General features: G+C 70.5%; 24 protein-coding genes, 1 tRNA gene and 1 pseudogene. 8 read left to right on the top strand and 18 right to left on the bottom strand.

The features are described from left to right. Positions 1 to 28: 28 nt before the first annotated feature. Complete coding sequence (locus tag TSO221_RS04130; protein ID WP_109117202.1) at positions 29 to 811, bottom strand: aldolase/citrate lyase family protein; 783 nt, start codon at positions 809 to 811, stop codon at positions 29 to 31. A gap of 68 nt (positions 812 to 879) precedes the next feature. Continuing rightward, positions 880 to 955 (bottom strand) — tRNA-His (locus TSO221_RS04135). Between the two features lie 325 nt (positions 956 to 1280). Between TSO221_RS04135 and TSO221_RS04140 the strand changes: the two genes are divergently transcribed. Both TSO221_RS04140 and glnA read left to right on the top strand, forming a co-directional pair. Continuing rightward, entirely contained in the window at positions 1281 to 1619 is a 339-nt protein-coding gene (locus TSO221_RS04140) for a P-II family nitrogen regulator (protein ID WP_109117203.1), read from the top strand. A 204-nt stretch (positions 1620 to 1823) separates the two neighbouring features. Beyond that, positions 1824 to 3233: a type I glutamate--ammonia ligase gene (gene glnA / locus TSO221_RS04145; RefSeq protein ID WP_109117204.1), complete on the top strand. Its 1410-nt coding sequence runs from the start codon at positions 1824 to 1826 to the stop codon at positions 3231 to 3233. A 384-nt stretch (positions 3234 to 3617) separates the two neighbouring features. Here the strand turns inward: glnA and TSO221_RS04150 are convergent, their stop codons facing one another. Continuing rightward, the gene (locus TSO221_RS04150; protein WP_158283986.1) at positions 3618 to 4037 is read right to left on the bottom strand and encodes a PAS domain-containing protein; all 420 of its coding nucleotides are present in this window, start codon (positions 4035 to 4037) and stop codon (positions 3618 to 3620) included. 148 nt (positions 4038 to 4185) lie between these two features. Here TSO221_RS04150 and TSO221_RS04155 point away from each other — a divergent pair, with 148 nt between their 5' ends. Further along, positions 4186 to 4443, top strand: a complete 258-nt coding sequence (locus tag TSO221_RS04155; protein WP_247877903.1) for a hypothetical protein — start codon at positions 4186 to 4188, stop codon at positions 4441 to 4443. 68 nt (positions 4444 to 4511) lie between these two features. Continuing rightward, positions 4512 to 4904, top strand: coding sequence for a hypothetical protein (locus TSO221_RS04160; RefSeq protein ID WP_109117206.1), 393 nt, complete (start codon positions 4512 to 4514; stop codon positions 4902 to 4904). Between the two features lie 6 nt (positions 4905 to 4910). Here TSO221_RS04160 and TSO221_RS04165 read toward each other — a convergent pair whose 3' ends face one another. After that, complete coding sequence (locus tag TSO221_RS04165; RefSeq protein WP_109117207.1) at positions 4911 to 5312, bottom strand: hypothetical protein; 402 nt, start codon at positions 5310 to 5312, stop codon at positions 4911 to 4913. Positions 5313 to 5414: 102 nt separating this feature from the next. Here TSO221_RS04165 and TSO221_RS04170 point away from each other — a divergent pair, with 102 nt between their 5' ends. Further along, the gene (locus TSO221_RS04170) at positions 5415 to 6071 is read left to right on the top strand and encodes a DsbA family oxidoreductase (RefSeq protein WP_109117208.1); all 657 of its coding nucleotides are present in this window, start codon (positions 5415 to 5417) and stop codon (positions 6069 to 6071) included. A gap of 49 nt (positions 6072 to 6120) precedes the next feature. Then, the gene (locus TSO221_RS04175; RefSeq protein WP_109117209.1) at positions 6121 to 6636 is read left to right on the top strand and encodes a 3'-5' exonuclease; all 516 of its coding nucleotides are present in this window, start codon (positions 6121 to 6123) and stop codon (positions 6634 to 6636) included. Here TSO221_RS04175 and TSO221_RS04180 read toward each other — a convergent pair whose 3' ends face one another. From TSO221_RS04180 to TSO221_RS04205, 6 genes are all read right to left on the bottom strand, one after another. Next, on the bottom strand, positions 6637 to 7086 hold the full coding sequence (locus TSO221_RS04180; protein ID WP_109117210.1) for a GNAT family N-acetyltransferase: 450 nt from the start codon (positions 7084 to 7086) through the stop codon (positions 6637 to 6639). It lies immediately after the preceding gene. After that, positions 7083 to 8021 carry an ACT domain-containing protein gene (locus TSO221_RS35880; protein WP_199229381.1) on the bottom strand — a complete coding sequence of 313 codons (939 nt, stop codon included), beginning with the start codon at positions 8019 to 8021 and terminating at the stop codon, positions 7083 to 7085. Before TSO221_RS35880 ends, TSO221_RS04180 begins: the two co-directional genes overlap by 4 nt. A 1-nt stretch (position 8022) precedes the next feature. Beyond that, on the bottom strand, positions 8023 to 11628 hold the full coding sequence (gene mfd, locus TSO221_RS04190) for a transcription-repair coupling factor (RefSeq protein ID WP_109117211.1): 3606 nt from the start codon (positions 11626 to 11628) through the stop codon (positions 8023 to 8025). Positions 11629 to 11661: 33 nt separating this feature from the next. After that, positions 11662 to 11952: a succinate dehydrogenase assembly factor 2 gene (locus TSO221_RS04195; protein WP_109117212.1), complete on the bottom strand. Its 291-nt coding sequence runs from the start codon at positions 11950 to 11952 to the stop codon at positions 11662 to 11664. 313 nt (positions 11953 to 12265) lie between these two features. After that, a complete protein-coding gene (locus TSO221_RS04200) occupies positions 12266 to 14035 on the bottom strand; it encodes a monovalent cation:proton antiporter-2 (CPA2) family protein (RefSeq protein WP_109117213.1) in 1770 nt (589 codons plus the stop codon). Continuing rightward, positions 14036 to 14740: a Crp/Fnr family transcriptional regulator gene (locus tag TSO221_RS04205; protein ID WP_247877904.1), complete on the bottom strand. Its 705-nt coding sequence runs from the start codon at positions 14738 to 14740 to the stop codon at positions 14036 to 14038. A gap of 140 nt (positions 14741 to 14880) precedes the next feature. On the opposite strand from TSO221_RS04205, the gene TSO221_RS04210 reads away from it, so the two are divergent. Continuing rightward, entirely contained in the window at positions 14881 to 15276 is a 396-nt protein-coding gene (locus TSO221_RS04210) for a hypothetical protein (RefSeq protein ID WP_109117214.1), read from the top strand. On the opposite strand, the gene TSO221_RS04215 is transcribed toward TSO221_RS04210, so the two are convergent. Further along, positions 15251 to 15766, bottom strand: coding sequence for an isoprenylcysteine carboxylmethyltransferase family protein (locus tag TSO221_RS04215; RefSeq protein WP_109117215.1), 516 nt, complete (start codon positions 15764 to 15766; stop codon positions 15251 to 15253). The genes TSO221_RS04210 and TSO221_RS04215 overlap by 26 nt on opposite strands. Before the next feature lies 1 nt (position 15767). After that, complete coding sequence (locus TSO221_RS04220) at positions 15768 to 16817, bottom strand: chalcone synthase (RefSeq protein ID WP_109117236.1); 1050 nt, start codon at positions 16815 to 16817, stop codon at positions 15768 to 15770. Between the two features lie 98 nt (positions 16818 to 16915). On the opposite strand from TSO221_RS04220, the gene TSO221_RS04225 reads away from it, so the two are divergent. Then, positions 16916 to 17614 carry a DUF502 domain-containing protein gene (locus TSO221_RS04225; RefSeq protein ID WP_348770250.1) on the top strand — a complete coding sequence of 233 codons (699 nt, stop codon included), beginning with the start codon at positions 16916 to 16918 and terminating at the stop codon, positions 17612 to 17614. A 137-nt stretch (positions 17615 to 17751) separates the two neighbouring features. Here TSO221_RS04225 and recG read toward each other — a convergent pair whose 3' ends face one another. The 6 genes and pseudogenes from recG to TSO221_RS04255 form a co-directional block, all read right to left on the bottom strand. Further along, a complete protein-coding gene (gene recG, locus TSO221_RS04230) occupies positions 17752 to 19833 on the bottom strand; it encodes an ATP-dependent DNA helicase RecG (RefSeq protein WP_109117216.1) in 2082 nt (693 codons plus the stop codon). A gap of 50 nt (positions 19834 to 19883) precedes the next feature. Next, positions 19884 to 20399, bottom strand: a complete 516-nt coding sequence (locus TSO221_RS04235; protein WP_109117217.1) for a septal ring lytic transglycosylase RlpA family protein — start codon at positions 20397 to 20399, stop codon at positions 19884 to 19886. Between the two features lie 110 nt (positions 20400 to 20509). After that, positions 20510 to 21928, bottom strand: a complete 1419-nt coding sequence (locus tag TSO221_RS04240; protein ID WP_109117218.1) for a saccharopine dehydrogenase C-terminal domain-containing protein — start codon at positions 21926 to 21928, stop codon at positions 20510 to 20512. A 117-nt stretch (positions 21929 to 22045) separates the two neighbouring features. Next, entirely contained in the window at positions 22046 to 23326 is a 1281-nt protein-coding gene (locus TSO221_RS04245; protein ID WP_109117219.1) for a type III PLP-dependent enzyme, read from the bottom strand. Between the two features lie 426 nt (positions 23327 to 23752). Beyond that, positions 23753 to 24589, bottom strand: a complete 837-nt coding sequence (locus tag TSO221_RS04250) for a hemerythrin domain-containing protein (RefSeq protein WP_109117220.1) — start codon at positions 24587 to 24589, stop codon at positions 23753 to 23755. A gap of 141 nt (positions 24590 to 24730) precedes the next feature. Continuing rightward, positions 24731 to 24899 (bottom strand): annotated as a pseudogene (locus TSO221_RS04255) (acireductone dioxygenase); the annotation flags it as partial.

The raw sequence follows: 24899 nt of genomic DNA on the forward strand, positions 1-24899 counted from the left end.
GCGACAGCGAGCAGCTCTCCGGCCACGGTCAGCGCTCCCCGCAGGCGGCGCGGAACGCCTCGACCTGCTGGACGGCGCCGGTGCGGACGAACCCGATGTCGTTGCCGGCCACCACCAGCCGGGCGCCGCGCGCGACCAGGTCGGCCATCGGCCGCCCGATCACCGGAATGGTGCCGTAGACGGACCCCGAGTCCAGGATGGCCCGCTCGGCGCGGTCGAGCAGCGCCGCCACCTCCGGATCCTCGAACCGCCCGAGCCTGCCGATGCTGCCGGACAGGTCGTAGGGGCCGACGAACAGCGAGTCCACGCCCGGCACCGCGGCGATCTCCGGGATGGAGTCGACCGCCGCCGCGGTCTCGATCTGGCAGATCACCAGCAGCTCGTCGCCCGCCGTTTCGCGGTAGCGCTCGCCGCGCAGGCCGTAGTCGGCACCGCGCACCATGCCGTAGGCCGCCCCGCGCGTGCCGCGCGGCGGGTAGTGGCAGGCGCCCACCGCGGCGCGCGCCTCCTCGGCGGAATTCACGTTGGGGAACATCAGCCCCTCGACGCCGAGGTCGAGCGCCCGCTTGACGTAGACCGGATCGTTGGCCGGCACGCGCATGATCGCGGTGGCCGGCGTGCCGGACAGTGCCTGCAAAAGCGCCAGCCCGTCGGCCAGCGTGCCCGGCCCGTGCTCGTGGTCGATGACGACGAAATCGTAGCCGGCCAGCCCGACGATCTCGGCGGCCATCGGGCTCGCCATGTCGAGCCAGCAGCCGAGCGCCGGCCGGCCGGCGGCCAGCCGCGTCTTCAAAGCGTTCTCGCGGAACACGCCACATCCCTCCCTGACGTCCTAGGACGCCAGGATAGGCACGCTTCTCATGTCGAAGGAAGGGGGACTGGGGCGATGGATGGGACTCGAACCCACGACCACTCGGACCACAACCGAGGGCTCTACCAACTGAGCTACCATCGCCGCCGCAGTGGGCGTGTCATATGCCCCAATCCCCGGGGGCGGTCAAGCGGAGTTTTTCACCGGACGCCGGTTTTTTCGCGGGAGCGGAAAGCGGTGCCCGGGCGGCTCCCCGCAGCCCCGGCTTGCGCATTATGCCCAAATATTGTTCACTTCGCCCGATTTCGCGGCAGCCCTGTGCCGTCCGCTTCGGCACACCCACCCCGGCGACCGGTGCCGGAGCCGTTCCCGGCAATTCCGCCGCTCTGGCACGATCCGTGCTAACCAGGGAGCGTCGGCAGAGCCTGGGACGGTGCCTGCCGGCGTTGGCACCTCATACGAGAGACCCATGAAAAAGATCGAAGCCATCATCAAGCCGTTCAAGCTCGACGAGGTGAAGGAAGCGCTTCACGAGGTCGGCATCAAGGGCATCACCGTCACCGAGGCCAAGGGCTTCGGCCGCCAGAAGGGCCACACCGAGCTGTACCGCGGCGCGGAATACGTCGTCGACTTCCTGCCGAAGGTGAAGATCGAGGTGGTGATGGAGGATTCCCTGGTCGAACGCGCGGTCGAGGCGATCCAGCAGGCGGCCCACACCGGCCGGATCGGCGATGGCAAGATCTTCGTCACTCCCGTCGAGGAGGTGATCCGGATCCGCACCGGCGAAAAGGGTGCCGACGCCATTTGAGGCGGCGCCCACCAACCATCCCGTCCATTCAGCCTGCGTCCCATCCGCACCCCGCAACGCGACACGGCCCCGGCCCCGGGGCGTTCCGTTGTATCCGCGGGCAAGACGTGACATAACCTCCGCCGCACGCGCCGTCACCAGCGGCCCCGAGAGCCGGAAGCGACGCTGCGGGCCCCAAACCTCTATAAGCGTGGAATGACAAACATGTCCGACATCAGCAAGGTCTTCGACCTGATCAAGGAACACGACGTCAAGTACGTGGACCTCCGCTTCACCGATCCGCGCGGCAAGCTGCACCACACGGCGCAGCACGTGTCGACGATCGATGAGGACGTCTTCGAGGACGGCATCATGTTCGACGGGTCGTCGATCGCCGGCTGGAAGGCGATCAACGAGTCGGACATGATCCTGAAGCTGGACCCGACCACCGCCGTCATGGATCCGTTCGCCGCGCAGCCGACGCTGAACATCCTGTGCGACGTGTACGAGCCGTCGACCGGCCAGCCCTACGGCCGCTGCCCGCGCTCGATCGCCAAGGCCGCCGAGCGCTACACCGCGTCGGCCGGCATCGGCGACACCGTCTACTTCGGCCCGGAGGCCGAGTTCTTCGTCTTCGACGACGTGAAGTTCACGGTCGAGATGAACAAGGTGTCGTACCAGATCGACTCCGAGGAAGGCCACTACAACGCCGACCGTTCCTATGAGGACGGCAACCTGGGTCACCGCCCGGGCGTCAAGGGCGGCTACTTCCCGGTTGCCCCGGTCGACAGCGGCTCGGACCTGCGCGCCGAGATGCTGAGCGTCCTGGCCGAGATGGGCGTGCCCGTCGAGAAGCACCACCACGAGGTGGCTGCCGCGCAGCACGAGCTGGGCATCAAGTTCGACACGCTGGTCCGCACCGGCGACAACATGCAGTACTACAAGTACGTCGTGCACAACGTCGCGCACGCGTACGGCAAGTCGGCCACCTTCATGCCGAAGCCGGTGTTCGGCGACAACGGCTCGGGCATGCACTGCCACCAGTCGATCTGGAAGGAAGGCCAGCCGCTGTTCGCGGGTTCGGGCTACGCCGACCTGTCCGAGCTGGCGCTCTACTACATCGGCGGCATCATCAAGCACGCCAAGGCGCTGAACGCCTTCACCAACCCGTCGACCAACAGCTACAAGCGTCTGGTCCCGGGCTATGAGGCGCCGGTGCTGCTGGCCTACTCGGCCCGCAACCGTTCGGCCTCCTGCCGCATCCCGTACGTGGCGTCGCCGAAGGGCAAGCGCGTCGAGGTCCGCTTCCCGGATCCGTCGGCCAACCCGTACCTGGCCTTCGCCGCCATGCTGATGGCCGGCCTCGACGGCATCCAGAACAAGATCCATCCGGGCGACGCGATGGACAAGAACCTCTACGACCTGCCGGCCGAGGAGCTCGCCAAGGTCCCGACCGTCTGCGGCTCGCTGCGCGAGGCGCTGGACAGCCTGCGCGCCGACGCCGGCTTCCTGATGAAGGGCGACGTGTTCACCAAGGACATGATCGAGTCCTACATCGAGCTGCGCACGGAAGAGATGATGGCCTTCGAGACCATGCCGCACCCGATCGAGTACAAGATGTACTACTCGGTCTGATGATGAAGGCGTTCGATGGTTCGCCATCGAACGCCTTCGGCAGCACCCGACAGCGCAGTGCGCAGCACTGCGCGAAAGGGCTGATCGGCCGGTTCCGGTTCGTCACGGCAAGGGCCGCCCTTCGGGGCGGCCCTTTTCGTTTGCGCGGAAACACTTCGAAATTCGAAACAATCCAGCGGGCAAACGGTACATTTGCACAGCCATCATTATCGGATCACAGTGAGGATCGGCGGCCGGTTTCCAATCTGGGTCACGCGGACCGGCCGCCGAACTTGTACGTCGCGATATCCTGGCGGATCGCACTTCACCCTGGCGGCGCGGCCATCCGGAAACGGTCCGGCCCATCGCCCGCAAGGCTCCCCCACCCCGCGGGGAGCCTTTTTCTTAGCCGGCGGGATAGATGCCGACGATGATGGTGTCCACTTGGCGGTCGCGTCCGCAGGGCAGCATCAGCCGGTTGAGCGCCATGGTGGTGCCGTTGAACGCCAGCGCCGGCACATTGGCGCTGTATGGTGCCGCCTGGCGCGCGCACTCGCGGTACGATTCGACGACCCAGCCGAAGCCCTCGACCGACATCTCGTCGTCCAGGCAGCGCCCGGTCAGGTCGCGGCCGTAGTAGCGCACCACCTCCAGCCCCGCCAGCGTGACGCGGAAGCGCGCCGCCGGCTCCTCCACCCGGACGATGCACAGGTGGCCGAACCAGGGCCGGAACTCCTCCGCCAGGAAGTCCCGGCGCTCCGGCAGCGCGCGGTCGCGCCTCCGCTCCTCCCACAGTGCGCGCAGCGCGCTCAGCCGGTCGCTCATGGCCGCGTGTCGGTTCGTGTGACCACTCATCGGCTTCACAATGCCGTGGCCCATGCCCGGGTTCAAGCCAGCGCGAGGTCATACCCGGCAACGGCTGGCACGGCGGCGGTTGGCCGGCACCGGCCGGCCATGGCATACTGCAGGGACCATGCACCGCGCCCCTGCCCTCGCCGTCCTTCTGCTGCCCCTGGCCGCCGCCCCGGCCGGTGCCGTCACCGTGTCCGCCGGACAGGCCGAAGCGAAGGAGGCGGCGCGCGCCGGCGGCTGCACCCCAGCCAAGGTGGAGGTGCTGCGCCACCTCCTCGGCCGCGAGGCCTCCACGGTGTTCAAGGTGGGCTGCTCGGAGGACAAGGAGGCCTTCGTGCTGGTCGAATGCCGGGCGCGGATCTGCACGCTGCTGCGTTGAATTCACACGTTGTTAACAGGGTGGGCGTGCAATGCCCGCTGGGGATCCACAGGAGTCGCAACCGCGCCATGCCGACGCTTCGCCGCACCGCCGTCCTGACGCTGGCCGCCGCGCTGCTCGCCGGCTGCTGGTCGCCGAAGCCGGGCCCGCTCGCCGCGATCACCGCGTCCGCCGACGTTGTGGCGGTGACCACGACCAAGAAGACGATCGCAAACCACATCGAGTCCGGCATCACCGGGCGCGACTGTTCGGTGGTGAGCTACGAGCAGACCGGCGAGCTGTGCCCGGAGCCGAAGGTCGTCGACCGCTCCAACATCTATTGCTACCGCACGCTGGCCGACGTGAACTGCCACTACCTGCCCGACCCGTACAAGAACGGGCAGACCGCGCTGGCCAGCCCGCCGCCGGTCTACAAGACGATCCCGCCGAAGCCCGGCTGGTTCGACGGGCTGTTCGACTAAGCGGAGCTAGCGCACCTTCTTCGCCGCGAACGCCTTGGCCAGCGTCAGCATCGACTTCTCGTGGCTGACGCCCGACGGCGCCTGCCGGATCGGAGCCGGCGCCGCCGCGGCACGGGCCGCCGGCTGCGGCACGACGTCGCCGTCGTCCGCCTCGCCCATGCGGCTCAGCACCCGCTCCAGCGCCTCGCGCGACAGGGCGCCACCGGCCGCCTTGGGGGCGGCGGCGCGCCGTCCGGCGCGCGCCACCGCCGCGCCGGCGATGGCCTTCAGGAACGGCTGCGCCATGCCCAGCAGCAGGTCGGGGTCCTGGACCGCCCAGTTGATCAGCAGCTTCTGCGCCACCGACGGGCTGCCCTTCGCGGCCTGCAGCGCCTCGCGCACCTTGCCGTTGACATAGGAATCGCTCACGACCGCCTCCGTCCGTTCGAGCGTCACGACTGTTGGGCTGCATGGGTTAACAAAGGGTTGCGTCATTGCCGGGCGGCGGCGATTTGGTGGATAGTAGGGACCATGCTCATCGAGACCTTCGCCGACCTGACCTGCCCCTGGTGCTACATCGGCCGCCACCGCCTGCTGCGCGCCCTGGCCGAGCGCCCCCGGGTGCGGCCGGAGGTGCGCTGGCAGCCGTTCCAGCTCAACCCCGACCTGCCGCGCGGCGGCATGGAGCGCGACGCCTACATGGCCGCCAAGTTCGGCGGGCCGGAGCGGGCGCGGCAGATCCACTCGGTGATCGAGGACACGGCGGACCGGGACGGGCTGGAACTGCACCTCGGCCGCATCAAGCGCATGCCCGGCACCTTCGACGCGCACCGGCTGATCCGCATGGCCGGCCGCCGCGGCGTGTCCGGAGCGATGGTGGACGCGCTGTTCCACGCCTATTTCGTGGAAGGGCTGGACATCGGCGACATCGACACGCTGGCCGCCACCGCCGGCCGCGCCGGGCTCGACGACGCCGAGATCAAGGCGCAGCTGCTGAGCGACGCCGAGGTGTCGAACGTCCGTTCCGCCGACACGCTGGCCCGCCAGCTCACCCTGCAGGCGGTGCCCTGCTTCGTCTTCAACCGCCGCTACGCGCTGTCCGGCGCGCAGGAGCCGGGCAGCTTCCTCCCCCTGCTCGACCTCGCGGTCGATGAGGACGAGGATCTGGCGACCGCCGTCACTCCCTAGCCGCTATTGCCCGTTGGCGAGGGGCTCCCGCCCGCGCTACAACCCGCGCATGACCCGCTTCGCCGCCATCGATTTCGAGACCGCCGACAACGGCCGGGACAGCGCCTGCTCGGTCGCCGTGGTGCTGGTGGAGGACGGGCGCATCGCCGACCAGCTCACCGCGCTGATCCGCCCGCCGCGCCCGTACTTCCGCTTCACCCACATCCACGGCCTGACCTGGGACGACTGCCGCGGCGCGCCCGACTTCGCCGGCCTGTGGCCGCGCATGGCGCCGCTGCTGGAGCGCGCCGACCTGCTGGTGGCGCACAACGCGCCGTTCGACAAGGGCGTGCTGAACGCCTGCTGCGCGGCGTACGGCCTGCGCAACCCGCTGAAGCCCTTCGCCTGCACGGTGCGCATCGCCCGGCACGTCTGGAACGTCTACCCGACCAAGCTGCCCGACGTCTGCCGCCACCTGAACATCGCGCTCAAGCACCACGACGCGCTGTCCGACGCGCAGGCCTGCGCCGGGATCGCCCTGGCGGCGCTGCGGCAGGGGGTCGCGCTGGAACCGTTCGCGCGGTAATCAGCCCACCCGCTTCGCCAGGAACACCAGCTGCGACTCCCCGTACGGCCGGCGGTCGAACTCCTCGTACCCGAGCCGGTCGTAGAACCGCAGGTCGTCGGCGAACCGCTCGTTGGTGAACAGCCGCACCTCGCCGACGCCGAGCCGCCTCGCCTCCGCCTCGGCGTAGGCCATCAGCCGGCGGCCGATCCCGCGGCCCTGCACGGCCGGCTCGACCGCCACGTTCTCGACCAGCATGTGGTCGTGCGCCGGGATCATCTCCAGCACGGCGATCACTCCGCGCTCGCCGTCCAGCACCCACACCTCGTGGTCGAGCACGGCACGCTGGTAGTCGGCCTTCATCGGCTTGGGCTCGCGGCCGATCACCGGGATCCATTTGGAATAGGCGCGGTGCACCAGCCGTGCAATGGAGCCCGCGTCGTCCGGCCCGGCGCGCCGCAGCGCCGTCAACGCCGCACCGCCGCGACCGCGCCCAGCGCGTCCGCCGCGCGCTCCGCGTCCGCGGCGCGCACCAGCACATAATCGGTGTCGTAGGTGGACAGCGCGAACAGCGGGATGTTGGCGTCGGCCAGCGCGCCCGACAGCCGCGCCATGATGCCGGTCAGCGCGAAGTCCAGTGGCCCTTCCACCCTGAAGGCGCGCCAGCCGCGCTCGGCCTTCGCATCCTCCGGCACGCGCGCATCGGCGCAGACCACCGACAGCTCGTCCGCCGTGCGGGTCACGCTGACCAGCGGGGCGCTCCAGTCCACCCACCCCGGCACGCCCTCCCCCGGGTCCAGCCGCGCCACCGCCAGCGTGCCGTCCACCAGGGTCAGGGTCAGCGGCGGCGGTTCGGGTGCTGCGGTCACCGCGGCCAGCATCGCCTCGTCCACCTGCAGCGGGTTGAGGATGCGCCGCGCCCGCGCCGCCAGCGACGGCACGCCGGAGCGCAGCGCCGAGCGCATCATCTCCGCCGCCAGCTCGCGCAGGCCCGCGTCGTTCTCCGCCAGGTCCACCATGGCCTGCAGCGCCGAGGTGCGGACGATGCGGCTCTCAGCATGCCCGAACCACTGCGCCATCAGCGCCGCGGCGCGCCAGCGCTGGATGTCGTCGAGCGCCAGGCGCGGCAGGATCTGCGCCACGTGCCAGCGCACCTCCGCCTGATCGATGGCGGCGACCTCGGTCAGCAGGCGGTCGGTGTAGGTGTCGAGGTCGCGCGGCCGCACCCGCGACACCCGCTCCAGCGCGTCGGCGGCGCGCATGCGGATGCCGGGGCTCGGCACGAACAGGCACTCGACCAGCTCCGGCAGCAGCGCCGGGTCGGCGCTCACCTCGTCGGCGACGCTCGGCGCGTCGCCGGTGGTGCGGCGGTCTCCCCGGGCGAGGCGTTCGGCGAGGCCTTCCACCTCAACGCCGCCCGAAGCGCCCGGGCGGCACGCGGCCGAACTTCGAGCCGGCCTTCAGCGCGGTCGGTCGCGGCGGCGGGGGTGGAGGCGGCGGGGGCGGCGGCTCGCCCTTCACGTCCAGACCGGCCGCCATGTCGGCGAGGTCCTTCATCAGCCGCTTCACGCCGGTGACGCGCAGCGCCTCGTCGTCCCAGACGCGGGTGTAGACCAGCTTGTGGTCGGGCCGCAGCTTCATCAGCCCGCCGCGCCCGGCGATGTAGCCGATCAGCTTGTCCGGCCGGGCGAAGGTGTTCCCGCGGAAAGTCAGCACCGCGCCCTTCGGCCCGGCGTCCACCCGCTCGATCCCCGCCTGCCGGCAGAGCTGCTTGATGGTCACCACGTCCAGCAGGTTCTCGACCTCGGACGGCAGCTTGCCGAAGCGGTCGATGAGTTCCGCCGCGAAGGCCTCGATCTCCGGCCGGTCGACCAGCTCGGAGATGCGGCGGTACAGCGACAGCCGCACGGTGAGGTCGGCGACGTACTCCTCCGGGATCAGCACCGGGGTGCCGAGGTTGATGGTCGGCGTCCACTCCTCGGTCGCCGCCTGTTCCTGTCCAATCCCCGCCTTCGCGTTGGCGACGGCCTCCTCCAGCATGTGCTGGTACAGCTCGACGCCGACCTCCTTGACGTGGCCCGACTGCTCCTCGCCCAGCAGGTTGCCCGCACCGCGGATGTCCATGTCGTGGCTGGCCAGCTGGAAGCCCGCACCCAGCGAATCCAGCGTCTCGATGACGTGCAGCCGCTGCTGCGCGGTGCCCGACAGCGGCTTGCCCGGCGCGTATGTGAGGTAGGCGTAGCCGCGCACCTTCGAGCGTCCGACCCGCCCGCGGATCTGGTACAGCTGCGCCAGCCCGAACATGTCCGCCCGGTGCACGATCAGCGTGTTGGCCGAGGGGATGTCGATGCCGCTCTCGATGATGTTGGTAGCGAGCAGCACCTCGAACTTGCCCTCGTCGAAGGCGGTCATCACGTCTTCCAGCTCCGACGCCGCCATCTGGCCGTGCGCGGTGACGACCTTGACCTCCGGCACCAGTTCGCGCACCCGCTCCGCCACCTTCGCCAGATCCTCGACGCGCGGACAGACGTAGAAGGTCTGGCCGCCGCGGTAGTGCTCGCGCAGGATCGCCTCGCGGATCACGACGGGATCGTAGGGCAGCACAAAGGTGCGCACCGCCAGCCGATCGACGGGAGGTGTGGCGATCAGCGTCAGCTCGCGCACGCCCGACAGCGCCATCTGCAAGGTGCGCGGGATCGGCGTGGCGGTCAGCGTCAGCACGTGCACGTCGGTGCGCAGCTCCTTCAGCCGCTCCTTCTGCTTGACGCCGAAGTGCTGCTCCTCGTCGACGATGACCATGCCGAGCCGCTTGAACTCCAGCCCCTTGCCGAGCAGCGCGTGCGTGCCGATGACGATGTCCACCGTGCCCTCGGCCAGCTCCTGCTTGACCTTGCCCTGCTCCTTGGCGGTGACCATGCGCGACAGCTGCTGGATGCGCACCGGCAGCCCGGCGAAGCGCGTCGTGAAGGTCTTGAAGTGCTGGCGGGCCAGCAGCGTGGTCGGCACCACCACGGCGACCTGCTGGCCGCTCATGGCGACCAGGAAGGCGGCGCGCAACGCCACCTCGGTCTTGCCGAAGCCGACGTCGCCGCACACCAGCCGGTCCATCGGCTTGCCCGAGCCGAGGTCGGTGAACACGTCCTCGATGGCCTTCAGCTGGTCGTCGGTCTCCGGGTAGGGGAAGCGGGCGGCGAACTCCTGGTAGATGCCCTCCGGCGGGGCCAGCGCGTCGGCGCGCTTCAGCTCGCGCTCGGCGGCGATCTTCAGCAGCGCCTCGGCCATGTCCTTCAGGCGCTTCTTGACCCGCGCCTTGCGCCCCTGCCAGCCCACCCCGCCGAGCTTGTCGAGCTGCGCCCCGGCGTCCTCGGAGCCGTAGCGGGTCAGCACCTCGATGTTCTCGACCGGCACGAACAGCTTGTCGTCACCCAGGTAGATGATGCGCAGGCAATCGTGCGGCGCCCCCGACACCTCCAGCGTCGCCAGCCCATCGTAGCGCCCGATGCCGTGGTCGGTGTGCACCACGAGGTCGCCGACGGTGAGCGCTGAATACTCGGCGATGAAGTTGGCGTGCTTCCGCTTCTTCTTGGCCGGCCGCACCATGCGGTCGCCGAGGATGTCCTGCTCGGTGATGACCGCGAGGTCGGGCGCCGCGAAGCCGTGCTCGATCCCCAGCACCACCATGGCGGTGACGTGGCGGTCGAAGCGTTGGACGTCGGCGATGCTCTCCGCCGGTTCCAGCCCGTGGATGCCGTGGTCGGCCAGCACGCTCATCAGCCGGTCGCGCGAACCGGCCGAGTAGCCGGCCACCAGCACCTTGCGCCCGTCGGCGCGCAGCCGTTCGATGAACTGCCGCACCGCGTCGAAGACGTTGACGTCCGGCCGCGCCCGCTCCTCGGCGAAGTCGTGGCCGAGGCGCCCGCCGGCGTCCTGCGTGCCCTTGATGCCCGGCGGCGTGGCGAAGGGCTGCAACTGCACCACCGCCGTGCTGCCGAGCGCCGCGTCCCAGCCGCCCTTGTCGAGGAACAGCGTCCCCGGCGGCACCGGCTTGTAGACCGGCTGCCCGGCCTTCTTGTCGACGCCCATCATGGTGGCGCGCGACTGGTAGAAGTCCTGCACCTGGGCGAGGCGCGAGTCCCGCGCCTCCTCCGCCTGATGGTCCAGCGAGACGATGGCGCGCGGCAGGTAGTCCAGCAGCGTGTCCATGCCCTCGTGGAACAGCGGCAGCCAGTGCTCCATGCCCGCCATCTTGCGCCCGGCCGACACCGCCTCGTACAGCGGGTCATCGTCGGTGACGGCGCCGAACAGCTCCCGGTAGCCGGAGCGGAAGCGGGCGATGCCCGCCTCGTCGAGGAACACCTCCGACACCGGCTTCAGCGCCACGCCGTCGCACTTCTCGGTGGTGCGCTGCGACATCGGGTCGAAGGCGCGCACGCCCTCCAGTTCGTCGCCGAACAGGTCGAGGCGCAGCGGCTCCGCCGTGCCCGGCGGGAACAGGTCGACGATGCCGCCGCGGATGGCGAACTCGCCCGGCTCGCGCACCGTCTGCGCGCGGGTGTAGCCGTTCTGCGCCAGATAGGTCTGCAGCTTCTCCAGGTCGATGCGCTGGCCGATCTTCGCCGACCACGTGGCGTTGCGGAACGCCGCGCGCGGCGGCACCTTCTGCACCAGCCCGTTGACCGTGGTCAGCACCACCAGGGGAGCCGACCGCTCGCCGCGCTCCATCAGCCGGGTCAGCGCGTCGATGCGCGCCGCGACGATCTCGCCGTTCGGCGACACGCGGTCATAGGGCAGGCAGTCCCACGCCGGCAGGTGCAGGACCTCTAGGTCCGGCGCGAAGAACGCCAGCGCCTCGGCCAGCCGCGCGGTGCGGGCGTCGTCGAGCGCCACATGCAGCACGCCGGCGGCACCGGCGCGCTCGGCCAGGGCGGCGAGGATGCGGGCGTCGTGCCCTTCCGGCGCGCCGCCGACCAGCAGGCGGGCGGGCCGGCCGGGCTGCAAGTCGAACTTGATCACGGCTGACCTTGAACTGGCGTCAGGGAATGGGCGTCAGGAGCCCTGACGGGGGGTGTAGCGGAACGCGACCAGCCGGCGCATGACCTCGGTGTCGTGCTCGGCCGGGACCGGCTCCTTGCCGGTGATCCAATTGTAGAGATCGGGATCCGACAATTCCAGGAGCGCCTCGTACTGGTCGAGCAGCGTGGCGTCGAACGCCGGCGTGGCGGCGTCGGCGAAGGAGCCCATGATCAGGTCCATCTCCCGCGTGCCGCGGTGCCAGGACCGGAACCGCAGACGCTTGCGGCGGGCTTCCAGGGGATCGAGGGGGGATTCGGTCGTCATGGAGGTGAGAGGTAGCCCAACGGCGAGATGGCGGCAAGGCCCCTGCTCTGCGGCAGGCAGCGGCACGGCGGCGATGCGCGCCGGAACGAGCGCGGGCTCCCGGACGCGTGACGTGCCGATAACGCGTCCGCCGGTCCGCTGAGTATCCCCCCGCCTCACAAGCGGCAATTACCAGCCGAGCGGTTTTGTTCTTGAAATGTTCGAGTCCCAGGGGTATAGGATGATTGTCCGCAGCAGAGCCGTGACCACCCCACCGAACTGAACACGCCGCGCACACTGTTCCATAGTGTTCCACAGCGTTCCATTCGCCGCCTCACCGCCGCGGATCGTTCAAATCGTCCAGGCTGATCGGCACCGCCACCGGGTGCCTTCTCGGCGGCGGCTTCGCCGGGATAAGGTTGCCTAGGCTCGCATAGGCGTCCTCGCGGAAGCGGTGCAGCACGCGCTCGACGTCGTAGGCGTCCTGTCCCAGGCCGCGCAGCACGGTGCCGCCCAGTTCCAGGCTGGCCTCCACCGCCTCGGGCACCACGAAGGTGGCGCCGGCACGCTCCAGGGCATCGGCGTGGCCTCCGTCGTGGCCGCGCACCACGATGGTCATCGCCGGGTTGCCTCCACGCAAGGCGCGCACCGCCCGTTCGGCCAGCGCCGGGTGGTCCAGCGTCACCACCGCGGCGCGGGCGTGCCCGGCGCCGGCGGCGGCCAGCACGTCGGGGCGGCATGCGTCGCCGAAATAGACCGGCAGGCCGCGCGCCCGGCCCTCGCCCACCCGCCTCGGCTCCAGGTCCACCGCCACCCACGGCACCTCGTTGGCCTCCAGCACGCGCGCCAGCGTCTGGCCGACGCGGCCGAAGCCGGCGATCAGCACATGGCCGCGCAGCTCGCCCGTCGCCCCGGCCATCTGGCGCAACGCCTCGCTCGGCGGCTGGGCGAGGCGGCCGGCGAGGCGGCGGCCGGCGGCCATCAGGAACGGTGTCGCCGCCATCGACAGCGCGATCACCGCCAGCATCAGCTGCGCCTCCTCCGGCGCCAGGACGCCGTGGCCGCGGGCGAGGTCGTAGAGGACGAAGGCGAACTCGCCACCCTGGCTCAGCGTCAGGCCGACCTGCACCGCGGTGGCGGCGGAGATGCCGAACAGCCGCGCCAGCCCGCCCAGCAGCAGCGCCTTGCCCGCCACCAGCGCCACCGCCAGGACGAGCACCACCGGGAACGCCTTGGCCACGAGCCCCAGGTCCACCGTCATGCCGACGGTCATGAAGAACAGCGCCAGCAGCACGCCGCGGAACGGCTCGATGTCGGCCTCGACCTGATGGCAATACTCGGTCTCGGCGATGACCAGACCGGCCAGGAACGCGCCCAGCGCCATGGACAGCCCGGCCAGATCGGTCAGCCAGCCCACCCCCAGCACGATCAGCAGGGTCACCCCGGTGAACAGCTCCGGCGAGCGGGCCGCCGCCACCATGCGCAGCACCGGACGCAGCACCACCTGCCCGACCACGACGATGCCGACCAGCGCCGCCACCGCCTTCACCGCCGCCAGCCCCAACGCCCAGGCGACGTCCGACTGGTAGGAGCCCAGCAGCGGCACCAGCGTCAGCAGCGGCACCACCGCCAGATCCTGCATCAGCAGCACGGCGAAGGCGACGCGGCCGTGCTTGGCGCCCAACTCGTCGCGCTCCTTGAGGATCTGCATGACGATGGCGGTGGAGGACAGCGCCAAACCGCCCGCAGCCACCAGCGCCGCCGCGTTCGACAGGCCCAGCGCCTTGGCGCCCAGCCAGCCCACCGCGGTGGTCGCCGCCACCTGCAGCGTGCCGAGCCCGAACACCCACGTGCGCATCACGCGCAGGCGTTCCAGCGACAGCTCCAGCCCGATGGCGAACAGCAGGAACACCACGCCGAAGTGCGCCAGCATGGCGGCGCCGTCCGGATCGCCGATGATTGCCAGCCCGTGCGGCCCGATCAGCATGCCGGCGGCGAGGTAACCCAGCACCGGGCTGGCCTTCAGCCGCTCGAACAGCGGCACCACCAGAACCGCCGACAGCAGGATGACCAGGACGTCGGCCAGAGCCGGCGCGTGCGGCATCTACAGCGCCCCCCGCACGTCCTCGACGATCTCCTCCAGGCGGTCGAGGTCGCGGATGACCAGGGCGTTGCCGCGCTTGGCCAGCAGCCCGTCGCGGGTCAGGTCGCCCAGCACGCGGGCCACCGTCTCGCGCGTGGTGCTGACCCGCGCGGCGATGTCGGCGTGCAGCGGGATCGGCTCCAGCACCGCGGTGTTGTCCGGCTTGGCGTGCAAGCGGGCGAGGCGCAGCAGCTCGGCGTGCACGCGGTTGTTGGCGCCCAGCGTGCTCAGCTCCATGATGCGGTCGGTGGAGCGCCGGGCGATGCCGGACAGCCGCCGCATCACCGCCAGCGCCAGCCCCGGATGGCCGGTGGCCAGTTCCAGAAACGGCTTGGGCGCGAGGAAGGCGATCAGCGTGCCGTCGTCCAGCGCCACCACCGAGGCCGAGCGCGGGCCGCCGTCCACCGCCGCCATCTCGCCCACCGTGCCGCCGGCCGGGATGTCGTCGAAGCTGATCTCGCGCCCGCTGGCAGAGTGGTTCACCACCCGCACCCGCCCGCGCACCACGAAGCAGACGTCCTGCGTGCCGCCCTGCTGGTCGAGGATCTGTTCGCCGGAATCGAAGCGGCGCCAGCGGCAGCGCCGGGCCGTCGCCGCGCGGACTTGCGCGTCCAGCGGCTTGAGAATCTCGACGGTGTCGAGGGAGGGATTGGCGATCTCGGTCACGCCACCGACGATAGCCCAGCTCCAGCCCCGCCGCCACCCTTGGTCTGCGCGAATCGTAACTTTGGTAACTGGCCGTTAACCAGAATGCCGGACAAAGGGCATACGAAGCATCGCAGAAGCCAGTTGCCCGGAGCCGACCGATGACCATCCCGACCGCCGCCCGCATCGACACCCAGCGCCTGCTGTCCGTGGTCGCGATCCCCTTGGCGGCGGCGATCGCCATGGCCTCGGCCGTGGCGGCCACCGGCGGTGCCGTGGACCGCATCGCCGAGGCCGGCGGCACGCTCGCCTTCCTGTTGAGCTTCGTGAAGTTCTGCTATCTCGCGGTGGGCATGGCGCACCTGTCCGGCGCGCTGGCCGAGAAGGCCAACGGCGGCCTACCCGCCGGCCTGTGGCTGGACGAGGGCGCGGAGCCGGAGCCCCTGCCCCGCGGCGCCGACCCGTTCTGGCACGCCTTCCCGAATCACGTGGACGGCGCCGCCATCGCCATCGGCGTGACCATGCTCACCTTCATCGCGGCGGAGTTGCTGGGCTGACGCGGGGCGCCAGCGCCCCCTCCTCCACCCGGATGCGGTGCCAGGTCAGCGGCAGGTTGAGCAGGCTGAACAGCACCGCCAGCGCGGCCTCGCCGAAGGCGAGCGGCAGCACCGCCAGCTCCCCGGCCACCACCAGATAGTTCGGGTGCCGCACCCAGCGGTACGGCCCGCGCCGCACCAGCGGCGCGCCGGCCAAGGTGACGATCCGCGTCGTCCAGTACCGCCCCAGCGACGCGATCACCCACACCCGCCCGGCCTGCAGCAGCACGAACAGCGCCAGCAGCCACGGGTTCACCGGCGCGTCCGCCGGGGTCAGCGCGAACAGCGCCGCCAGCCAGCCGCCGTGCAGCAGGACGAACAGCGGGTAGTGCCCCGCCCCCTCCTCCCGCGCCCCCTCGGCCAGCAGCCGCTGGGTGTTGCGCTGCGCCAGCACCAGCTCTCCCAGGCGCTGGACGGCGACCAGCAGCACGATGGCCTGCGGCCAGCCCACCTCAGACCTCCACCAGCATCAGCCCGGCGGTGAAGCCGGGGCCGAGCGCCGTCATCAGCTGCAAGCCCGTGGCCCCGCCGGCCAGCCGCCGCTCCAGCACGAACATCACGCTGGCCGCCGACATGTTGCCGCAGTCGCGCAGCACCGCCCAGGCGTCGCCCAGCCCGTCGCCGAGCGGCGCCATGACCTCCTCGACGGCGAGCAGCACCTTGGTGCCGCCCGGGTGGCAGACCAAGCCGGCCACTTGCGCGAGCGCCAGCCCCTCGCGCGTCAGGAAGGCGTCGGTCACGCCGCGAAAGCGGCTGCGGATGATGTCCGGGATGTCCTGCCGGAAGATGACGCCCAGCCCATCGTCCTCGACCCGCCAGCCCATCACCTCGCGGGTGCCGGGCCACGTGTGCTCGGCGCTGCCCAGCAGGCGCGGGCCATCTCCGTCGTCGTCGAGGCACACCAGCGCCGCCGCCGCGCCGTCGGCGAACAGGGCGCTGGCGACCACGTTGGTCGGCGTCGCCTCGCCGGGGCGGAAGGCCAGCGTGCACAGCTCGACGACCAGGAACAGCACGGTCCTGCCCGGCATCGCCCGCGCCGCCATCGCCGCCCGCGCCAGCCCCAGCACGCCGCCGGCGCAGCCCAGCCCGAACACCGGCAGCCGCACGGTGTCCGGCCGGAATCCCATGCGCTCCAGCAGCAGCGCCTCCAGGCTCGGCGTCGATATCCCGGTGGTGCAGGCGCAGACGATGGCGTCGACGTCCCCCGGCCGCAGCCTCGCCCGCTCCAGCGCCGCCGCGGCGGCCTGCTCCAGCAGTTCCAGCGCGCGGTCCTGGAAGGCGGCCATGCGCTCCGGCCAGCCGCGCGGCTGCAGGTACCACTCCAGCGGCATGCAGATGTGGCGGGTCTCAATGGCGGTGTTGGGGAACACCGGGGCGAGGCGGTCGAAGTCGCGCATGCGAGGGGCGAAGACGGCACGGGCGGTCGCCAGCGTCTCGGCCTGGGTCACGCGGTGCGGCGGCAGCGCGGTGGCGAGCGCCAGCAGTCGGGGAGTCGCGGTCATGCCCAGCAAAGTTGTGGCTGGCGGAGGGCACCGCAAGCGCTGGACCGCCGCCGCGTCCTGTATCACTATGGTGCGTCGCGATAATTCCGGGGTCGGGCGTGGACGGCAGCGAGCAGCACGAGGAGACGGCGCCCCCCCGCGCCCGGCGCGAGGGCATCGGGTTCATGGGCCGGTTGAGGGCCTATTTCCTGGCCGGCATCCTGGTGACGGCGCCGATTGCCATCACCGTCTATCTGGCCTCCTGGTTCATCGAGCTGATCGACAGCCGCATCCGTCCGCTGATCCCCTCCGCCTACAACCCGGAGAATTACCTCCCCTTCTCCATCCCGGGCATCGGGGTGGTGGTGATGATCCTGTTCCTGACGCTGATCGGCGCCTTCGCCGCCGGCTACGTCGGAAGGCTGGTGCTGCGCGCCGGCGAGGGGCTGGTCGGCCGCACGCCGGTGGTGCGCGGCGTCTACAGCGCGGTGAAGCAGATCGTCGAGACGGTGCTCGCCAACAAGTCCAAGGCGTTCCGCGAGGTCGTGCTGGTCGAGTACCCGCGCAAGGGCCTGTGGTCGCTGGGCTTCATCAGCGGCACCGCGCACCCGGAGATCCAGAAGGTGTCCGGCGAGGCGATGGTGAACGTCTTCATCCCCTGCGCCCCGCCGACCGCCGGCTACCTGGTGTTCGTGCCGCGCCGCGAGGTGACGGTGCTCGACATGACGGTCGAGGAGGGGCTAAAGATGGTGCTCTCCGCCGGCATTGTTACGCCACCGGAGAAGCCCATGGAAGAGCCGGAGCGGATCAGCGCGTAACGCTCCAAGTCCCTCCCCCGCCCCCGGCGGGGGAGGTTAGGTGGGGGCTGGTTGCTTCCGCGAAGCCGTAGCCCCCACCCTTCCCACTTCGTGGGTCCCCTCCCTCCCCCGCCGGGGGCGAGGGAGGGACTGTGTGCTCACCCCGACCGCAGCGTCTTCGCCGCAGCATCCCGCTCGAACAGGTAGAGCAGCGTGCGCAGCGCCTGCCCGCGCGGGCTGGCGAGGTCCGGGTCGCGCTCGACGATCAGGCGGGCGTCGTCGCGCGCGGCGGACAGCAGCTCGCCGTGCTCGGCAAGGTCGGCGAGGCGGAACTCCGGGAGGCCGGACTGCCGGGTGCCCAGCACCTCGCCGGCACCGCGCAGCTTCAGATCCTCCTCGGCGATGACGAAGCCGTCCTCGGTGTCGCGCAGGGTCTTCAGGCGGGCGCGGGCGGTCTCGGTCAGGTGCGGATCGAACAGCAGCAGGCAGCTCGACGGCTTGTCGCCGCGCCCGACCCGGCCGCGCAGCTGGTGCAGCTGGGCGAGGCCGAAGCGCTCAGCGTGCTCGACCACCATCACCGTCGCCTCGGGCACGTTCACGCCGACCTCGATCACCGTGGTGGCGACCAGCACGTCCAGCCGCCCCTCGGCGAAGGCGGCCATCACCGCGTCCTTGTCCGGGCCGCGCATCTTGCCGTGCACCAGCCCGACCCGGTCGCCGAAGGTGGCGCGCAGGAAGGCGTGCCGCTCGGTCGCCGCGGCGAGGTCGAGCTGTTCGGACTCCTCGACCAGCGGGCAGACCCAGTAGACCCGTGCGCCCTCCGCCACCTTGCGGCGGATGCCGGCGGCCACCTCCTCCAGCCGGTCGAGGGCGATGGTGGCGGTCTGCACCGGCTTGCGCCCGGCCGGCTTCTCCAGCAGGCGCGAGACATCCATGTCGCCGTAGGCGGTCAGCGTCAGCGTGCGCGGGATCGGCGTCGCCGTCATCACCAGCACGTCCACCCCGCGCCCTTTGGCCGACAGTTGCAGGCGCTGGTGCACGCCGAAGCGGTGCTGCTCGTCGATCACCGCGACGGCAAGGTCCTTGAACGCCACATCCTCCTGGAACAGCGCGTGGGTGCCGATGAGGATCGGCAGCTCGCCGGACGCCAGCCGTTCCAGCACCGCGGTGCGCGCCTTGCCCTTGTCGCGGCCGGTCAGCAGCGCGATGTCCACGCCCGCCGCCTTGCACAGCGGCGCCAGCGTCTCGGCGTGCTGGCGCGCCAGGATCTCGGTCGGCGCCATCAGAGCCGCCTGGGCGCCCGCCTCCACCGCGTTCAGCATCGCGAGCAGCGCCACCACCGTCTTGCCGCTGCCGACGTCGCCCTGGAGCAGGCGCAGCATGCGCCGCTCCGCCGCCATGTCGGCGTCGATGTCGGCCAGCGCCTGCACCTGCGATGAGGTCAGCGCGAACGGCAGAACCTCCAGCACCTTCGCGCGCAGCCGGCCGTCCCCCTTGGTGGCGCGGCCGACCAGGCGGCGCTGCTGCAACCGCACCAGCGTCAGCGCCAGCTGGTTCGACAGCAGCTCGTCGAAGGCGAGGCGCTGGCGGAACGGCGCGGAGAGCCGCAGGTCGGCCTCGTCCTCCGGATGGTGGGCGCGGCGGATGGCGTCGTGCCACGTCGGCCAGCCGCGCCGCTTCAGCCACGCGGCGTCCTGCCATTCGGGCAGTTCCGGCACCTCGCCCACCACGGCGCGGATCGCCTTGCGCAGCGTCTTGGCCGGCAGACCGGCGGTCATCGGGTAGACCGGCTCCACCGCCTCGATCTCGTCGCGGGACTCGATGGTCGCCACGGCGTCGGGGTGCGGCATCTGGAGCGTGGTGTTGAACCACTCCACCTTGCCGCTGACGACGACGGTCGTGCCGACGGGGATCTGCTTCTCCAGCCACGGACCGCGCGCGTGGAAGTAGATCAGCTCCAGCACGCCGGTCTCGTCGGTGCAGCGCACCTTGTAGGGATGGCGCGGGTTGATCGGCGCGACGTGCGAATCGACCCGCACCGTCAGCGTGCACACCCGCCCGCCCGGCGCGTCGGCGATCTTCGGGGCGAATCGGCGGTCGATGATGCCGCAGGGCAGGTGCCACAGCAGGTCGACGGCGCACGGGCCCGCCAGCTTCTCGGCCAGCTTCGCGAGCTTGGGGCCGAGACCGGGCAGGCTGGACAGCGGCTTGAACAGGGGGAACAGGACGGCGGGGCGCATGCCCCATCAATCCAGCGGGAGCGTGGGGGCGTCAAGGGGGTACCCGCGGCCTACTTCCCCGACCCGCTCCCGCCCCGCGCGTCCTTCCCCGACGCCCCGGCGCCGATCCGCTCCGCCTTGTCCTCCAGCTTCTCCTTCACCTCGGGGTCCGGCTGCGCGGAGGGCTTGGCCTCGACGCGCACTGGGGCCACGCCGTCCTCCTTGTCCAGGCCGATGTCCTTGGCGGCTTTCTCCGACAGGTCGATCACCCGGCCGGGCACGTGCGGGCCGCGGTCGTTGATGGTGACGTCGGTGCTCTTACCGGTGTCCTCGTTGGTCACCGTGGCCTTGGAGCCCAGCGGCAGCTCCTTCGACGCCGCCGTCGGCTTGTTCTTGTCGAAGCGCTCGCCGGTCGCGGTCTTCTTGCCGTGGAAGCCGTCGCCGTAGAAGGACCCCTTGCCCTGCTGAACGATGACCGGCTCGCCGCCACCGTCCTCAACCTGAAGCTTGGGTTTGTTTCCCTCGGCGAGCGCCGGCGTCGCCGCCAGAGCAAACGCAGCAGCCGCAACAAAAACCCGTATTCTCATCGTATTGACCCTCCATTGGCGCCAACAACCGCTTGGAGGGCGAAGGGTTCCACAAAAGAAAAAGGGGCGCCCAGCAGAGCACCCCTTTCCATTGCGGAACGACTATAGTCTTACACCACGCGGAAGTTCTTGAACTGCCACGGGCAATCGGTGTCCACATCCTCCGGGAACAGGCGGCCGCGGTCCTCCAGCGGGGTCCAGTCGCCGTAAGCGCCGACCACCTCGCCGAGGTACGGGCGGCAGACCTCCAGCACGCGCTGGAAGTCCAGCTCCTCCGGCTCGACCACGCCGGCGGTCGGGTTCTCCAGCGCCCAGACGATGCCGGCCAGCACCGCCACAGTCACCTGCAGCGAGGTGGCGTTGTTGTGCGGGATGATCTCGCGGGCCTCGCCGATGGACAGGCGCGAGCCGTACCAGTAGGCGCCCTTCTTGTGGCCCATCAGCAGCACGCCCAGTTCGTCGATGCCGCTGACGATCTCGTCCATCATCAGGCGCTTCGAGGGCTGGAGATTCCAGTTCTTGCCGGCGAACTCGTGCACCGACTTCACCGCGTCGTCGCAGGGGTGATAGGCGTAGTGCACGGTCGGCCGGTAGGTGACCGTGCCGCCCTCCTTCACCGTGTAGTAGTCGGCGGTGGAGATCGCCTCGCTGTGGGTGATCAGGAAGCCGTGGAACGGGCCTTCCAGCGGCGTCCAGGTGCGCACGCGGGTGCTCGCACCCGGGCGCAGCAGGTAGATGGCGGCGTCGGAACCGAACTCGTGGCGGCGGCCGTCGGGCGGGAGGGCCTTCTCGTGGCTGCCCCAGCCCAGCTCGGCCGGCTGGCAGCCCTCGGACACGAAACCGTCGATCGACCAGGTGTTGACGAACTCGCCGACCTTCTTCGGCTGATTGGCGACCTGGGTGTCGCGCTCGGCGACGTGGATGACCTTGACGTCCAGCGCCTTGGCCAGCGCGGCCCAGCCGGCGCGGTCCGTCGGCACGTCGGTCTTGACGCCGGTGTCGCGCGCGATGTCGAGCAGCGCCTGCTTGATGAAGTGCGACACCAGACCCGGGTTGGCGCCGTGCGTCAGCACCGCGGTCGGGCCGCCGGCGTACGTCTCCTTGTGGCCGAGCGCCGACTCGCGCAGCGCGTAGTTGGAGCGCAGCGAGGGGCTCAGGCTCGGGTCGGTGTAGCCGCCGGGCCAGGGCTCGATGCAGGTGTCGATGTAGAGTGCACCCACCTCGTTGCAGAACTCGACCAGCGCGATCGACGACACGTCCACCGACAGGTTCACCAGGAAATCGCCCTTGCCCAGCATCGGGCGCAGGACGTCCAGGTAGTTGTCCCGGGTCAGCGCGTTGTTGATGAAGCGGACGCCGTACTCGTTCGCCTCCTCATGGCCGCGCTCCTCGGCGGTCACGATGGTGATCTGCTCCTTCGTGATGCCGATGTGGCGGAAGATCAGCGGCAGCACGCCCTGGCCGATCGAGCCAAAGCCGACGATGACCATGCGACCGGCGAAGTCGCAGTGCTTGGTGTTCAGGGTCATGGGTGGGTCCCCCAGGGTAAAAAGATCCACGAATGGCCACGTCGGCCGGTTGGCCCCACGGAGAGTGGGGTCGCGCGAGCGGTTCTATACTCGATATTTCCGCCGTTGCAAAAAGACTCAGGCCGCCTGCGTAGAAATACGGTGGCCCGGCGTCTCGAGGAGCGGACGGTCGGCGACCTCGACGAGGCGCGCCTGATCGAAGCCGTTGAACGCCGTGCGCAGGCACGCACCGTAGGCGCCGAGCTGGCCGATCTCGATCCAGTCGCCCTCGCGCACGTCGGCGGGCAGCAGGAACGGGCCGTTCATGCGGTCGGCGCTGTCGCAGGTCGGGCCATAGAAGGCGAACGGCACGGCCTCCGCCTCGATGCCGCCGCCGAACATGCCGTCGAACGGCCGCAGCAGCCGCACCGGGAAGCGGAAGCCCGGCACGCCGGCGTCGGACAGGCTGCCGTAGACGCCGTCGTTGATGAACAGCTCGTCGCCGCGGCGCTTCATCACCTGCACGACCAGCGACACGCCGGCCGCCACCAGGGCGCGCCCCGGCTCGCACCAGATCCGGCAGTGCGCCGGCAGGTCGAGCGCGGCGACGCCCCGCGCGATGGCCGCCATGAAGTCGTCGAGCGGCGGCGGGGTGACGTCCGGGTAGGACACCGGGAAGCCGCCGCCGACGTCCAGCACGTCCACCGCCACACCGGACTCTGCGATGACGCGGCCGGCCAGGGCGATGGCGCGCTCGTACGCCGCCGGCTCAAGCATCTGCGAGCCGACGTGGAAGCTCACCCCCACCTTGGGCGCCACCACGCGCACGGCGCGCAGCAGCCTCACCGCCTCGTCCGGCTGGGCACCGAACTTGCCGGACAGGTCGTACACCGCGTTGCCCTTCGGCAGCGCGAGGCGCACGATCAGGCCGAGGTCGGCCGCCTCGTCGGTCTCCTCCATCAGCTTCCGCAGCTCGTCCATCGAATCGAGGACGAAGTCGCGCACGCCGTACTGCTGGTAGGCCTGCCGGATCGCCTGCCGGCCCTTGACCGGGTGCATGTAGTGCAGCTCGGCCTCCGGGAACATCTGGCGGACCAGACGCACCTCGCCCAGCGACGCCACGTCGAAGTGGCGCACCCCGCCGTCCCACAGCGCGCGCAGCACCGCCGGTTCCGGGTTGCACTTCACGGCGTACAGCACGTCACCTCCCCGGGCGCCGCCGGTCGCGTCGCCGAAGGCGCCCACGAAACGGCGCGCCGTCTCGGCCAGGACGCCGGGGCGGATGCAATGCATGGGGTCCTCCGGCCGGTGCAGGGCGACGGCCTGCATCACCGACGGGCGGTGTCCGACGGCGGCGGTGGAGGTGTTGGCGGCGCGGCGCAGCGGGGTGACCGCGGAACGGGGACGGATGAAGCCCATGGCGCACTCCATTCCGGGCCCGGTGCGCGGGCCCGTGAGCAAAAGCGGTCCTGAGCGGCCATTGCTGTGCCGCAGACCAGGGTCGGGTTTGTCGGATGGTGACGGGTGCAGCCGGAGTCGTACGCGGACCCGGGCTCAACAGCTCCGGGTCTTCACGGCGTCGATGTCCGGCTGGGGCTTACCGTCTCTGGGCCCTGCCGTGGTGACTGGACAACATACTGTGCTCCCTCTCGGGACCGGCCCACTGATGACCGGCTCTGCCAAAAAGGACGCGGTACGTCGTTGCATAACCACTGTGGGCCATAGGCACGTGCGATGTGCGTCGTCCGCTACGAAATACGCCGATTGGCCGCGGATTCAAGTGATATTTTCATGGCACGCCCATACGTCGGCGTATTCCAGAAAAATTGCCAATACATCAATGGCTTATACCACGGCCTCGGGCGGCCGGACCAGCCCCATCACCAGGAAGTGCGGACGGTCGCAGACCAGGATGTGGTCCATCAGCCAGAAGCGCAGGAAGTCGCGCACCGCCACCTCCAGCGGGACCACGCCGGACGCCACCTGCCCGCACATGGCGTCGAACTGGCCGAGCATCTGCGTGTGGCTGGCCGCGTGGCTGACGCAGCGGGCCGGCGAGGCGGCGCGCATCACGCGCTCCTCGGCGTCGAAGTGCGCCCGCACGTGGTGGCCGACCCGCTCCAGCAGCACCATAGCCTCGGCGCGGTCGTGCACACCGGCCGCCAGCCGGTGCAACTCGTTGACCAGGCCGGCCAGTTCGCGGTGCTGCGCGTCGATGGGTTCGACGCCGGTCTCGAAGCCAGGGGTCCAGGCGATCAGGTCGGCGCCCTGCTCCGGCGCCGGAGATGCCCGCAGCAGGGCGGCGTAGGCGCCGTCGTGCTTGATCTCGTGCTGCGAGAGCGCGTGGTCGAGCGTGCCGGCCACCGTACACAGGAACTCGCGCGACACGTCGCATTCGCGCAGATAGTCCACCAGCCGGCCGACCTGCCGGCCCAGCGTCTGGTGCTGCTCGGCGTGTTCCTCCCAGCCGGCGAAGCCGGAGGCGCGCAGGATCAGTTCCTCATGGCCGAAATGTACGGTCATCTCGCCAACGAAGGCGTCGAAGCAGGGGATCACCGCCGCGCGCGGGGAGCCATCGACGCACTGCTCGCGGATGTCGTGGACGTGGCGCAACAGGGCGCTGTGCGTGCCGTCGATGAACCCGTTGCCGGTCTCGTTGACCGCGTGACCACTCGGCGCCATGCGCACCTCGGCGTTCGGCGCGCCACTACCTGCGGAGGCAGCGGCGCGAACGTTTCTCCCTCCGACAATTTCTAACCTTTGTCATAGGGGGCGGCAACAACCCACACCGCTTCCGTACAGCACAAATCGACGCACCCGGTTTCACAGCGGGGGTACGGGGAACCGTTCGGCGATGGCGTCGCCGGTGTAGGCCGCCACCCAGCCGTCCGGCCGGGTGAAGAAGCGGATGGCGGTGAAGGTCGGCCGCGCGCCCATGTCGAACCAGTGGCGGGCGCCCCCCCGGACGCTGATCAAGTCGCCGCGCTCGCAG

Source organism: Azospirillum sp. TSO22-1 (assembly GCF_003116015.1).
GTDB lineage: Bacteria > Pseudomonadota > Alphaproteobacteria > Azospirillales > Azospirillaceae > Azospirillum.

Coding starts and splice junctions, on each gene's coding strand:
- TSO221_RS04140 (WP_109117203.1), top strand. CDS start 1,281: ATGAAAAAGATCGAAGCCATCATCAAGCCGTTCAAGCTCGACGAGGTG.
- glnA (WP_109117204.1), top strand. CDS start 1,824: ATGTCCGACATCAGCAAGGTCTTCGACCTGATCAAGGAACACGACGTC.
- TSO221_RS04150 (WP_158283986.1), bottom strand. CDS start 4,037: ATGAGCGACCGGCTGAGCGCGCTGCGCGCACTGTGGGAGGAGCGGAGG.
- TSO221_RS04155 (WP_247877903.1), top strand. CDS start 4,186: ATGCACCGCGCCCCTGCCCTCGCCGTCCTTCTGCTGCCCCTGGCCGCC.
- TSO221_RS04160 (WP_109117206.1), top strand. CDS start 4,512: ATGCCGACGCTTCGCCGCACCGCCGTCCTGACGCTGGCCGCCGCGCTG.
- TSO221_RS04170 (WP_109117208.1), top strand. CDS start 5,415: ATGCTCATCGAGACCTTCGCCGACCTGACCTGCCCCTGGTGCTACATC.
- TSO221_RS04175 (WP_109117209.1), top strand. CDS start 6,121: ATGACCCGCTTCGCCGCCATCGATTTCGAGACCGCCGACAACGGCCGG.
- TSO221_RS04195 (WP_109117212.1), bottom strand. CDS start 11,952: ATGACGACCGAATCCCCCCTCGATCCCCTGGAAGCCCGCCGCAAGCGT.
- TSO221_RS04200 (WP_109117213.1), bottom strand. CDS start 14,035: ATGCCGCACGCGCCGGCTCTGGCCGACGTCCTGGTCATCCTGCTGTCG.
- TSO221_RS04210 (WP_109117214.1), top strand. CDS start 14,881: ATGACCATCCCGACCGCCGCCCGCATCGACACCCAGCGCCTGCTGTCC.
- TSO221_RS04220 (WP_109117236.1), bottom strand. CDS start 16,817: ATGACCGCGACTCCCCGACTGCTGGCGCTCGCCACCGCGCTGCCGCCG.
- recG (WP_109117216.1), bottom strand. CDS start 19,833: ATGCGCCCCGCCGTCCTGTTCCCCCTGTTCAAGCCGCTGTCCAGCCTG.
- TSO221_RS04235 (WP_109117217.1), bottom strand. CDS start 20,399: ATGAGAATACGGGTTTTTGTTGCGGCTGCTGCGTTTGCTCTGGCGGCG.
- TSO221_RS04240 (WP_109117218.1), bottom strand. CDS start 21,928: ATGACCCTGAACACCAAGCACTGCGACTTCGCCGGTCGCATGGTCATC.
- TSO221_RS04245 (WP_109117219.1), bottom strand. CDS start 23,326: ATGGGCTTCATCCGTCCCCGTTCCGCGGTCACCCCGCTGCGCCGCGCC.
- TSO221_RS04250 (WP_109117220.1), bottom strand. CDS start 24,589: ATGGCGCCGAGTGGTCACGCGGTCAACGAGACCGGCAACGGGTTCATC.